Origin of the sequence: uncultured Chloroflexus sp., assembly GCF_938091255.1 — a bacterium.
Taxonomy (GTDB): Bacteria; Chloroflexota; Chloroflexia; order Chloroflexales; family Chloroflexaceae; genus Chloroflexus.
In genome coordinates this window covers 21,082-33,925 of record NZ_CALLJH010000022.1, presented here as the reverse complement: position 1 = coordinate 33,925, position 12,844 = coordinate 21,082, and the positions used below count along the sequence as shown (strand labels likewise).

General features: G+C 57.3%; 7 protein-coding genes. 3 read left to right on the top strand and 4 right to left on the bottom strand.

Features of this window, described 5'->3' with window-relative positions; translation table 11 throughout:
* Positions 1-165: 165 nt before the first annotated feature.
* The 3 genes from Q1A00_RS08840 (at position 166) to Q1A00_RS08830 (ending at position 5,477) form a co-directional block, all read left to right on the top strand.
* Positions 166-2,304: a BMP family ABC transporter substrate-binding protein gene (locus Q1A00_RS08840; RefSeq protein ID WP_298402260.1), complete on the top strand. Its 2,139-nt coding sequence runs from the start codon at positions 166-168 to the stop codon at positions 2,302-2,304.
* A gap of 554 nt (positions 2,305-2,858) precedes the next feature.
* Entirely contained in the window at positions 2,859-3,020 is a 162-nt protein-coding gene (locus Q1A00_RS08835; protein WP_298490508.1) for a hypothetical protein, read from the top strand.
* Between the two features lie 399 nt (positions 3,021-3,419).
* Positions 3,420-5,477: a 3'-5' exonuclease gene (locus tag Q1A00_RS08830; protein ID WP_299756297.1), complete on the top strand. Its 2,058-nt coding sequence runs from the start codon at positions 3,420-3,422 to the stop codon at positions 5,475-5,477.
* A 50-nt stretch (positions 5,478-5,527) separates the two neighbouring features.
* Here Q1A00_RS08830 and Q1A00_RS08825 read toward each other — a convergent pair whose 3' ends face one another.
* From Q1A00_RS08825 to Q1A00_RS08810, 4 genes are all read right to left on the bottom strand, one after another.
* A complete protein-coding gene (locus Q1A00_RS08825; RefSeq protein ID WP_298402256.1) occupies positions 5,528-5,872 on the bottom strand; it encodes a hypothetical protein in 345 nt (114 codons plus the stop codon).
* 5 nt (positions 5,873-5,877) lie between these two features.
* Entirely contained in the window at positions 5,878-8,727 is a 2,850-nt protein-coding gene (locus tag Q1A00_RS08820; RefSeq protein ID WP_298402254.1) for a VWA domain-containing protein, read from the bottom strand.
* Positions 8,728-8,919: 192 nt separating this feature from the next.
* The gene (locus tag Q1A00_RS08815) at positions 8,920-9,525 is read right to left on the bottom strand and encodes a DJ-1/PfpI family protein (RefSeq protein ID WP_298402253.1); all 606 of its coding nucleotides are present in this window, start codon (positions 9,523-9,525) and stop codon (positions 8,920-8,922) included.
* Between the two features lie 96 nt (positions 9,526-9,621).
* Entirely contained in the window at positions 9,622-12,351 is a 2,730-nt protein-coding gene (locus tag Q1A00_RS08810; RefSeq protein WP_299756301.1) for an ATP-binding protein, read from the bottom strand.
* Positions 12,352-12,844 lie beyond the last annotated feature (493 nt).

Below are 12,844 nucleotides of genomic sequence, written 5' to 3'. Positions count from 1 at the left end.
TATAACATACGGCATCCTGCAGAAAAAGTTGCGCTACATGTGCTATAATCGCGCCGACTCACAGATTGCGAGACGTACCATTTGGTGCGTCACAACAGAAGGGCCATGCTCGCCCCCATGGCGCTTCTGAACGGATCCGATCGTCGTAGATCAGGAGAAGAAGTCATGCGCAAGACTCTACTCACGCTGGTAGCGCTCTTCACGCTACTCGTGCCGATGCTGGCCGCCTGTGGTCAGCCTGCGGCCCAGCCCACCGCGACGCCGGCGCCTGCATCGCCGACCGCCGCTGCCACAACCGCCCCCTCAGATTCTGGCAAGCCCCGGATCGCGTTGGTAACGGATCTGGGCAAGGTGAACGACGGGACGTTTAACGAGTTTGCCCACCTCGGCGCGTTGCGGGCGGCGCAAGAGTTTGGGCTCGAGTACAAGTATATCGAGACGCAAGCCCAAGCCGACTACGAGAAGAACATTCAGACCTTCGTCGATGAGGGCTTCAATGTGATCGTCACCGTCGGTTTCTTGATCGCCGATGCAACCAAGAAGTTCGCCGCCGAGCACCCCAATATTATCTTCATCGGGGTTGACCAGTTCTACGAGCCGGGCACTGTCACCGATAATCTGGTCGGTTTGCAGTTCCGCGAGGATCAGGCTGGCTTCTTGGCTGGCGCGCTGGCTGGTATGATGACCAAGACCGGCACCGTGGGCGTGGTGGCCGGCGTGGAGATCCCGCCCGTTAAGCGCTTCAAGAACGGCTTCGACAATGGCGCACGCTTCGTGAACCCCAACATCAACCTGCTCGGCGTCTATTTGCCCACCTTCATCGACCCCGCCCTCGGCGCTAGCACCGCCCAGCAGATGATTGGCGACGGCGCTGATGTGATCTTCGGCGCGGGTGGTCCAACCGGTTCCGGCGCGATCAAAGAGGCCGCCGCTCGTGGCGTGTTCGTCATCGGTGTTGACCAAGATGAGTACGTGACCACCTTTGCCAACGGCTCCGCTCCCGGCGCCGACAAGATCCTCTCCTCGGCAATTAAGCGGGTTGACGTAGCCGTCTACGATCAGATCAAGGCCGTCGTCAACGGCACCTTCAAGGGCAACGGCATCGCAATGTACGAGGCTGCTAACGGCGGTATCGGCTACGCCGATTACCACGACACCGCCAACGTCGTGCCCGCCGAGGTGAAGGTGCGCATGGAGCAGATCCTCGCCGCACTGACCAACGGTACGCTCACCACCGGCGTTGATCCGGTCAGCGGTGATGTTGATCCGGCCACCATCCCCGCGCCGCAGCCGTTCCAACCTTCAGGTGTCAAATTGCCCCGGATCGCACTGGTGACGGATTTGGGGAAGGTTAATGACGGCACTTTTAATGAGTCGGCCCACCTCGGCGCGTTGCGGGCAGCGCAAGAGTTTGGGCTTGAGTACAAGTATATCGAGACGCAGGCCCAAGCCGATTACGAGAAGAATATCCAGACCTTCATCGATGAAGGTTTTGATGTAATCGTCACTGTTGGCTTCTTGATCGCCGATGCGACCAAGAAGTTCGCCGCCGAGCACCCCGACATTATCTTCATCGGGGTTGACCAGTTCTACGAGCCGGGCACCGTTACCGATAATCTGGTCGGCTTGCAGTTCCGCGAGGATCAGGCTGGCTTCTTGGTTGGCGCGCTAGCCGGTATGATGACCAAGACCGGCACTGTCGGTGTTGTCGCCGGTCAAGAGATCCCACCGGTCAAGCGCTTCCGCAACGCCTTCGACAATGGCGCGCGCTTCGTGAATCCCAACATCAACCTGCTCGGCGTCTATTTGCCCACCTTCATTGACCCAGCTCTCGGTGCTAGCACCGCCCAGCAGATGATTGGCGAGGGCGCTGATGTGATTATGGGTGCTGGTGGTCCGACCGGCTCCGGTGCGATCAAAGAGGCGGCTGCCCGCGGTGTCTACGTGATCGGCGTCGATCAAGATGAGTACTTTACGACGTTTGCCCGTGGCACTGCTCCCGGTGCCAATCGGTTGCTTACCTCGGCGTTGAAGCGGGTTGACGTGGCCGTCTACGATCAGATCAAGGCCGTCGTCAACGGCACCTTCAAGGGCAACGGCATCGCGATGTACGAGGCCGCCAACGGTGGTATCGGCTACGCTGATTACCACGACACGGCCAATGAGGTGCCTGATGCGGTCAAGCGCCGGATGGAAGAGATTCTGGCTGCGTTGACCAAAGGCGAACTGACCACTGGCGTCGATCCGGTCAGCGGTGACATTGATCCGGCCACCATCCCCGCGCCGCAGCCGTTCCAGCGGTAGTCATCGAATCAAGTCTGTTTCTGTTCGTTTGTCACCGGCGAAGCATATTAGCTCGCCGGTGATTGTTTTGCAAGCTGGTGCTACTTCCCGCTCCACCGCAACGATGAGATCAGTAACCAATGCGCAGACAGCAGTGGTCTGGGAGCCATTGCCGGATTATGGCGCGCTGTTGGAGGGAGGCCGTAACTTTTTCTGCGATCACGCGGCTATGAGAGTGAGGGCGCTAAGCTGATGCAATTCTTTAGGACAAGGAGGACACGATGGATCTGCCGTTATACTCGCCTATTGCCGCTCGCTCTCGCTGTCAGTCTTGTGTTCGTTATTGTGTTAGGCGGCAATGTTGCAGCGCATTGGCTTGAAACAGGCCAATAATTCTCGTTCGCCGTTACGAATCTGTTGAATATGCGCTTTGCCGAGCGCCACTGAAACGAAGTGATCGCGTTGATTCAGCGTCGCCGTGAAACCGAGGTTGAATTTAGCGACACCCTCAGGGAGGTAATGCTCAACCGTTGGGCCATCGGTGATATTCCGTGATCATCGATAACACGATCTAGGTGCGGGGTGAGTCAGCAGCCGGCGCTGAGGTGGTCGTGATCGGGTATACGACAAATGCCGCCAACGGCGTACAGGTGACTGTCTTCATTGTGGGTCGAGATGGTAACAATGACATCACCATCTCGCCCAACAATCACCCCCTCACCACGACCACACAATGACGACAATCGGCGCGATCAGACCGTTACCCTCTCACCTAAAGTCTAGCGATGATGATCTTAGTGGGTGTGGCAGCGACAATAGCGGTAGCGGTGACGACAACGATAACGATAATGATGACTAATTGTTGATCACATCTGTACTCCATCGAATACAAGCGCGTGCTATATATCTAGGACGTGGTTATTCTTTACTTCTTTTCAACAAGCAGCAAGGATGCTATGATGTGAGTATTAGATTCAGCTACAACATGCTGCGGGGGCAAAGCAGTTGGCAATAAAACGCGAACTAGCCTCTCCGATTCTGAAGACGTGAACAAATCACATCGTGACCATCAATCATTTTAGAAAATCACGTGCTAAACCATAGGAAGCGAAGTTTGATCCGCGAGGGCGATAAGTATGACCAAATATCAAATTATCACACCACCTACATTTCTCAACGAACTCATTGGTCTGCCCGCAAAGATTCAAAAAACAGCCTTGCAGAAGGTCAAAGTACTTGAACGTGATCCGATTTCAGCGCAAGGAGATGCCAAAAAACTCAAGAATCGCGTCCCGCCGCTGTACCGAGTCAGAATTGGTGATTATCGTCTTATTTACACCTTTGATGCGGGATGGGTCAAACTGATTGCGATTCGCAAACGCGATGATCAAACCTACCAACACGACTTCGGCCAGATTGACCTGCCGGAAGAAGCGCCACCGGAGGTTAGCTTCCTGTACGCACCGGAGCCGTCCGAACCGCCACCAAGCGAGCCAACCGTCGTAACGTCACAACCGCTGACGCGCGAAGTCACCGTCGCCGATCTGCGCCAGTGGCGCATCCCAGAACAGCACTGGCCAGCATTGCTCGCAGTGCATACTGAAGATGACCTCTTGAACGCGCCCGTACCGCAACCGATCATGGAACGGGTACTCGATATTCTGTACCCGCGCAGCGTCGATGAAATTCTGCAACAACCACAATACCTGCTCAATGATGCCACAGACCTTGACCGGTTTGTGGCCGGCGAATTGAGCGATTTCTTGCTAATGCTTGATCCCGAACAACAGCGGCTGGTCGAAACGCCGCTCGATAAACCGGTACTGGTGCGCGGCGGGCCGGGCACCGGTAAATCAATAGTTGCGCTGTACCGTATCCAACGACTAGTAGCGAGCGGGCAAACGCCGGTGTTATTTACCACCTTTACCAACGCCCTAATCTCGTACTCGACGCAACTGTTGGAACGTCTCCTGCAAGGAGATCTTGCTGCAAAAGGAGTCGAAGTCAACACCGTCGATAGTGTCATCTTCCGTCAATACGTCCGCGCGTATGGCTCACCCCGCTTTGCCCCTGAAGGAGAGTTGCTGAACACGTTGCATCAAGCATTAGAGACAGCGCCAATGGCCAGCGACAACGAAGCTGAACGCCAACACCGCCGAGAAGCGTTACGAGCGTTAGGGGTCGAATACCTGCTCGACGAGTTTACCAGTGTGATTGAACATTGGGGGCTAACCACGTATGAAGGCTACGCGAGTCAACCACGGATCGGGCGCAAATTGCCGCTGCGCGCCTCGCTGCGTGAAGCCGTGTGGTCGGTGTATGAGACGTGGTCTAATCTCTTGCGCCAACAAGGATGGACGACGTGGGGCAATGTGCGGCGGCAGGCGCTGGAATTAGCGCGCCATCAGCCGGCCCGGCCCTACCGCGCCATCGTGATTGATGAAGCGCAAGACCTTTCGCCAGTGGCGCTGCGTTATCTGCTCGCTTGCGCCGAGTCGCCGCAATCAATCTATATCACTGCCGATGCCAGACAATCGCTGTACCAACGCGGGTTTTCGTGGCAGCAGATCGATAGTGCGCTCCAAATGCGCGGGCGTAGCTTTGTGTTGCGGCGTAATTACCGGAATACGGCCCAGATTGCCGCCGCCTGCGCCGCCATTCTTGGTATAACCGGCGACAATGAACAAGCTGCCGCAATCCACAACGGCAATATGCCGACCATTCAGTTTTGCCGCGACATCACGGAAGAAGCGATGGCAATTCGCGATTTCTTCGCCGCCGCAGCGCGAAGGTGGCGTTTACCGGCGCACACCGGGGCTGTGCTGTGCCACAGCAAGCAAGTGGCGCAGCACATTTGCGCTCAGCTCAAGCAGCTTGGCGTACCGGCGGAGTTTATGGAAAAGAAACAGATCGATATTCGCAAACCGGTCGTTAAGGTGATGACCTTGCATTCAGCCAAGGGGCTTGAATTTCCCTTTGTTGCCGTCACACGCTTAGCGCAAGAACATCTACCGCACAACTTCGACCACTTACCACCAGAGGAGCGAGAGGAGGCGATTGCGCAAGAGCAACGTCTATTTTATGTTGGCTGTTCACGCGCAATGCGGGAATTATTAGTCTGCGCCAGCGCCGATCAACCATCCTCATTCGTGCAAGCCTTACCGGCAACGCTCTGGCAACAGATCGGGCCGTGACTGACGGCATTGTCGAACCCAAGATTGCGCAAGGGGCAATCACCATGGCATTATTTGCTGCTTTGCAGTTCAAGCCGGACAAAGGCGACGCTAGCGGCCAGCAAAAATGCTCCTAGCCCGATCCACCCGCTCAGTTCGGCGATAAAGCGTTGTTGCGCTTCGGCGGCCAAGCGCAAAGCGCGAAGATTGGTATTGGCCAAGCCCATCACGCCTTCCTGCAAAGCCTGCCGGGTGGCGTCGATCAAGGATTGCTGATTAAGTAAGAGCCACGCTGAACCAATAGCCCGCGCGGTTAGGTAGGCAACGACCCCGGCCAGCGCTCCAATTAGGATAGCAATGGCCAAGCGACCTAGCCAAGCTCGCACCGGTTCAGCGACCATCCTATTGGTTGTCATACCCATCACTCACCCCCTTCGCCGGTAATCCGCTTACGCGCTCGTTCTTTGGCCGCGCGAAGGCGGGCCAGCGCCTCATCACTCTCAGCAACGGCAGCCGTTGGCGGTGGGGCCGGCGGCGGAGCGGACGGTGGAGTCGGCGGCAACGATGTGCGTTCACCAGCCATCTGGCGCCGCGCCTGATCACGGGCAGCGCGCAACCGGCCTAGCACCGGGTCAGGTGCAACCGGCGCTACTCCGGCGGGTCGCAAGCGTCCGGCTAGCGTACTGAGCGGGCCAAAATCGCTGCGACGTACCATCAACCGGCGGAGGGCAATATCAATCGGCAGTAAGATCAACGCCAATAACAGCAGGGGAAAGGCGATCTCCTGCGCAGAAAAGACTTGATTCAGGCGAGTAAACACCTCTGCCGGTTCCGTCACAAACCGGCCCTTAGTTGTATTCGCCAGCTCAGCCAGTAAACCGGGGTTAGCCTGTGCGCTGCGATACTCCGAAGAATACGGTACGACCATCCCGGCAGTTTCTTGAATCACGACCCGATCACCACGTGCGCCGGCAATCTGCACTAGATAGGTACCGGGAATAGGACTCTCGAGCCGCGCCTGATACTGGTTAGGGGCGACCTGTGTCAAACGCACCTCGCGCCGTGAGCCATCACCGCCGATCAAAGTCGCTGTCACCGTCAGATCGTTCTGGCTTGCAGCCGTGGCAAGGCGAACGATCGTCTCGCCGCCGGCAACAGTTACCTCTGCGCGAACATCCTGCCCGCCACGTGGCGTCAGATCTTCGATCAATTGGGCGGCAAAGCGGGGAAAACCCTCCCATACAATCCAGTCGCGCGCCCACTTACCTTTAGTATCGCTCAACCACGCTGCGCTACGGCCAAGGCCAAACTGCCACGTGGCCAAAATCGGCTGCTGATCTTCGGTGGCTAGCAAGAGTTGCGCAGTGTCTTTGAGCGTGCTGCCATTGTAGCCATAGAGCGGCGGAATGGCGCTAAGCCCGGCCAGAATCGGGCTACTGCCGTAGCGTACCGGCACAAACGGCTGCTCAACGATATAGTTACCGATGGTCGTAATCGTCTCTTGGACAAAAATCTGCGGCACATCAGCCATATCAGCCGCCGGATAGTAGCGCCCGCCGCCCTCTGCCGCCAATTGTTGCAAATAGCTAGCCGAACCGCTTCCGGCGGCGACGACCGTCAGAGTAATGCCCTGTTCGCGCAGCCGGGCGGCAATATCGAGCTGATCACCCCCGCTGCCCCAACCATCGGTCAGCAGAATCATATGCTTGATGCGGGCGTCAACTTGTTGCAGCATCTCTTCGGCGCGCAACAAGCCAGCCCGGATATTGGTGGGGCCGCGCGGCTCAACACCTGCCACCGCATCCATGACCTGTCCGACCGTCGCGCCGCGAGTAGCGGCAAACGTTGGAAACGCAGCGCCATCGAATGTCACTACGCCAACCGTATCTTGCAAGCCCAAGAGCGCCGTTGCCTGCGCAATCGCATCTTTGGCAATATCGATTTTACGGTCGGACGAAGACGTTATCGGTGCATTGCGATCGGGATCAGCGCAGTGGCAGGCATCCATCGATCCCGACTTATCAATCACAAAAACGATCGCTAGATCGGGTCGCATTTCGCGATTACGGACATCCATATATACTGGGAGCGCCTCTTCGACGGCGGTGCGGCCATAGCCACCGACGCCAAAGCTATCTTCGCCGCCGATCATAAGTAAACCGCGCCCTAAATCGCGCACATAACCGGGGATAGCTTGCATCAAACCAATCGGCAACGCGCGAGCCGGCGTATTCACCAGCACGAGCGCATCGTAGGCGCTGAGATCAGCCAGCGAACGCGGCGCTGTTTCCGGCGAGATCACCTCGGCCACCATATCGGCGGCGACCAATGCCGTCGCCAACGGGCGAGCATCGGCAGCGTTACGCGCAATTAACAAGACACGCGGCGGACCTTGCACCTTAATCAGGGCCGCAGCCTCGTTATTTTGCACTCTCCCATCGCGGGCTGCTTCCACTTGCACCCGGTAGCGCCGGAAACCGCTACCCTCAACCAGCACCACAAACTCGACACGGGTTGAACCGGGCGATAATTCAAGCGCGCGTTCGGCCACTACGCCGGTATCATCAATCAGACGCACCGTAGCGGGTTGGGCAACGTTACTCTCGACAGTGGCTACAATCAGCGCCTCTTGGCCGTCACGCACACTATTGGGCGCCTCCACGCTGGCCACCAATGCCTCAGCATCAGCTTCGACCAACGTCAAATCGACAATATCGATTGGAATGCCACGGCTTGCCGCTAACCGCGCCGCATCAATCGCCCGCCCGCTATTTTCACCGCCATCAGAGAGCAACACCAACCGTTTTTGCGTATCAGCGGGGAAGAGCGCCATACCAAGCTGAATGGCGGACTCGATATTGGTGCGATTTGCAATGGGGATCGAGGTAATCCGGCCCAACCGGCGATCGCTATCTGGTGCTCGTTCAACCAGCGCATTATCGCCAAAGACGATAATCGCCGCTTGATCGTCAGCCGGCATCTCTTGCAAGGCGGCGCGAATGAACGCCTCGGCCTGTGCGCGGGTCGAGGCCGGCATCGAGTCACTACCATCGAGCAAGAAGACGGTCGTCAACCGATCGACCGGGCGTACCCATTGAATGCCAGCGAAGGCAAAGATCAAAGCCACAGCGACCAAGGTACGCACGATCAGGCTGCCCCAGAACCGGAACGGCGATAACCGGCGCGGCGCGAGTAATGCGAGCGCAGCCATCCCGATCGGCACAATGAGCAGCCAGAGCGCTTCAGGATAGATAAAGGATATATATGGCATAGGCAACCGTTGGCCGGTGAGACATTGGTACGTAATCGTACTGGCATTGTACCGAGAATACCCAGCGATGACAAGGCATGATCGGCCCTTTTTTCTAGGACGATACCATCGCGGCAAAAGTTCCTCTTGTCACACACATAATGCAGGGGCACAGCGATGCTGTGCCCCTACTGCGTGCTCTTGCTTGATCGCTTACGCTCCGACCGTCTCGGCCTGCGGTTCGATTTCAATCTTGGCGCCAAGCACCTTGAGGAACTGGGCAATCCATGCCGGGTGAGCCGGCCACGCCGGCGCTGTCACCAGATTACCATCGGTGATGGCCTGATCGGCGGGCAACTCGTGATATTCAGCGCCAATTAGCGGCAGATCGGGGCCAACCGCCGCATACGCCGTGCAACGGCGACCATTCAACACACCAGCGGCTGCCAAGACCTGCAACCCGTGACAAATCGCCGCCACCGGCTTATTGGCGGTAAAGAAATGGCGCGCAATGTCGAGCACGCGCGGATTGAGCCGAATATACTCCGGCGCGCGTCCGCCGGGAATGACCAGCGCATCGTACTCGTGCTCATTCACTTCATCAAAGGTTTTATTCAGGGTGAAGTTGTGACCCCGCTTCTCGCTGTAGGTCTGATCGCCCTCAAAGTCATGCACCGCCGTGCGCACAAATTCACCGGCTTTCTTGCCCGGACAGACGGCATGCACCTGATAGCCGAGCGCGGCGAGCGCTTGAAACGGCACCATCACTTCGTAATCTTCGACATAGTCGCCGACGAGGAAGAGGATCTTCTTTGCCATTGCCTGCTCCTCTCTAAACGGTTAAACAAATACGACCACCCTGTCGCTATGTTGCCAGCTAGAATAATTCTACGGTAACACGGTGTGGCGTAACTGTCAACCCGCTTCGAGTAAGCGCAGCGTCTCGTCGACTGCGTGTTGCAATGCGCTCAACAACGGATCGAGCGGCATCTGGCTAGCGACAGCCTGCTCAATCGCCTGCGCCGCCGCCGCCACCCGCACTGCGCCGACTTGGCGAGCGCCTCCCTTAAGGCGATGCGCAATTCGCCGGGTCTGTTCGGTGTCAGCATAAGCGATCGAGGAGGCCAACTGTTCGAGCTGCTGTTGAAATTCGCGCCGGATCAGCTCACGCGCCTTGACGGCCATTTCAACTTGATCCGAACCAAGCGCTGCCAGTAGTTCGCTAAAGACTTCCCAATCGATTACTTGATCACGAACAACCGGGCTCGCCCCCGTGATAGGCCTCATCGGTTGAGTGTGCGGCTGCAAGACTTGGCGCAAATCTTGCAGTCGCACCGGCTTGTTCAGAAAACCATCCATCCCTGCGGCCAAACACCGCTCTCGCATCCCAGCCAAGGCATACGCGGTCAGAGCGACGATCCGCGGCTGCCGGATCTGATCACCGAGCGCGCGGATCTGGCGGGTCGCCTCTTCGCCGTCCATTTCTGGCATTTGCAGATCCATTAGTACCACATCAAACGGATGCGACTGGACGGCCTGCACTGCTTCGCGCCCATTGGCGACAATCGTGACGTGATGGCCCAAAACACGTAACAAGTGCAGCGCGACTTGCTGATTGATCGCATTATCTTCAGCCACTAAGACACGCAATGACGCGGAGAGTTCCGGCGCTAGGTCTGCCTCCGGCGCTGAGACCGGCGCCGGCGCGGCAACCCCCTGCACCGGCAGCCGCAAGGTAAACGTTGATCCTTGACCCGGCTGGCTTACCACACTCAGCTCACCACCCATCAGGTGCGCCAATTGGGCACTAATGGCTAAGCCGAGACCGGTGCCACCCCGCCGCGTGCGTTCACCACCGTCAAGCCGGGTGAACGGCTGGAAGAGGCGCGGCAGTTGCTCAGCAGCGATGCCAATCCCGGTATCACACACAGCGAGCGCCACCTGAGGCTGATCAGCGTTGGGATCAACCATATCAACCTTGACCAACACGTTGCCATGATCAGTAAACTTGATCGCATTGCTCACAAGATTGATCAAAATCTGGCGCAAGCGCGTGCCATCAGTTATCACCAACGATGGCAATGCCGGATCAATCGCTGCGGTAAATGCCAATCCCTTCCGCTCGGCGTCACGACGGAACAAAGTCATGACCGAGTCAACAATCGCCTGCAAATGAACCGGTTCAGCAACAATCTCAAGCCGCCCTGCCTCCATTTTAGACAGATCAAGCACGTTATTGACAATCGCCAGCAATGCCTCACCACCAACCCTGATCGTCTCGACTAACGAACGCTGCGTTTCCGGCAAGGCGCTGGTCAAGAGCAATTCAGCGCTAGCAATGACGGCATTGAGCGGCGTGCGGATTTCGTGGCTGATCGAGGCAAGGAAGGCGGAACGCGCTCGTTCGGCTTGTTCAGCCGCCTCTTTCGCGCGTAAGAGATCGGCGGCGATCTGCCGTTCGACGGTAATGTTACGACCCACAATCAAGCCGCCGCTGATCTGTCCCGCTGTAATCTCAACCGGTAACAGGGCCGTATCGAACACTTCACGGTTAAAAACATAATCAATATAGTAGGGAACGCCGGACAATACCTCATAACATAGCGGCAACAGCTCAGAGCGGTGCGGTTCGGGCAAGATATCCGGCAATAATCGCCCCTCAACCTGCGCAGCATTGACGCCAAACCGGGCTAATTCCGCGCCGGCGAGTAGCGTAATGCGCAGATCGGTATCGAACATCAAGACCACCGTTCCCGGCAACAGATCGGCCAGCATGCGGTAGCGCCGCTCACTGGCGCGCAAGGCCAGCTCGGTCTCTTTACTGCGGGTAATGTCTTGGAAGGTGCCACGCAGCTTGACGATCCGCCCGGCTTCCCAAACTGGCTGACCAATCGAGCGGATCCAGCGTAGATTGCCGCGCGCGGTGCGGAAGGGCAATTCCAGATCCCACGGCTCGCCGGTGGCAAGACAATGCTGGAATGCTTGATCGATCAGGTGATGAACCTCCGGCGGGTAGAACCACAATGCCGCTTCTGGCGAAGGTGGCTCGCCCACCGGTAACTCGTGGACAGCGAACATCTCTTCCGACCATACCATCTGCCGCGTCGTCAGATCGTACTCCCACCCACCGACACTCGCCATCTTGCCAACTGCGCGCAGCAACTGTTCGCGTTCGGCCAGCGCCTGTTCAACCGCTACTTGCGCAGTAACATCGGTTTGCAAGCCAACAAACGCTACCACCCGCTCGGTCTCATCCCGCACCGGACTGATCGCGAGTTGATTCCAAAAGGGTTGGCCATCTTTGCGATAATTGAGCAAACGGGTATAAATGGGGCGCGCGGCGGCGATCGCTTCGCGAACGCGCGCCACCACCGCCCGATCAGTTTGCGGCCCTTGCAAAAAGCGACAATTGCGGCCAAGGATCTCGTCCGGTGCATAACCGGTGATGGTACTGAACGCTCGGTTGGCAAAGATGATAGGATAATCAGGTTCGGCATCGGTCACAATCATCCCGCTTGCCATCTCATTGACCGCAGCCAGAAGAAAGCGGTTCTGCGCGCGCAACCGAGCTAGTTCCGCTTGCAACTCAGCCACTTGTTGGATGAGGTCGGCTAAGTGAGCGGATTCGTCAAAGTGAGACTGCATCACCGAGCGCTCCATGCTAAATCCATAGCGATACCGCAGGTAAACATCACAGGGACAACACCTTGGTCATCGCTAACCCCGCACCGTCGCCTCAACCGGCGACAATATGCTGTTTAAGCGGTCCCATACAGCGCGTGAAGACGCACCGTAAAGAGAACCTTATTCCATCATACTATTCTCGGCCGTACTTTTATATCGCGCTGTCGTAGTTATGATGCTTGGATGCGGTATCATAATCATAGCAGAGATGTGTAGACACCTCAATCGCCGCCGAGCTGGCATGGGTCGCATCGTTTCTGTATCACTCATGGGCGCGCATCGGCGTACCTCTAACCACAACGCAAACGGTTAATCAGCTTAAATCTTTTCGCGCCATAAACACAGCGAGGGCGACGCCAGCGCCGCCCTCATCACGATCATCGCTCCTCGTAGAGCAGTGCCTATCAATGGAAAGACACGGCTACCCGACACCTCTATCAGCCTACTGCTGATG

Bases quoted from the DNA above. Each gene is read 5' to 3' on its own strand.
- Q1A00_RS08815 (WP_298402253.1), bottom strand. From the start codon at position 9,525: ATGGCAAAGAAGATCCTCTTCCTCGTCGGCGACTATGTCGAAGATTAC.
- Q1A00_RS08820 (WP_298402254.1), bottom strand. From the start codon at position 8,727: ATGCCATATATATCCTTTATCTATCCTGAAGCGCTCTGGCTGCTCATT.
- Q1A00_RS08830 (WP_299756297.1), top strand. From the start codon at position 3,420: ATGACCAAATATCAAATTATCACACCACCTACATTTCTCAACGAACTC.
- Q1A00_RS08825 (WP_298402256.1), bottom strand. From the start codon at position 5,872: ATGACAACCAATAGGATGGTCGCTGAACCGGTGCGAGCTTGGCTAGGT.
- Q1A00_RS08840 (WP_298402260.1), top strand. From the start codon at position 166: ATGCGCAAGACTCTACTCACGCTGGTAGCGCTCTTCACGCTACTCGTG.
- Q1A00_RS08810 (WP_299756301.1), bottom strand. From the start codon at position 12,351: ATGCAGTCTCACTTTGACGAATCCGCTCACTTAGCCGACCTCATCCAA.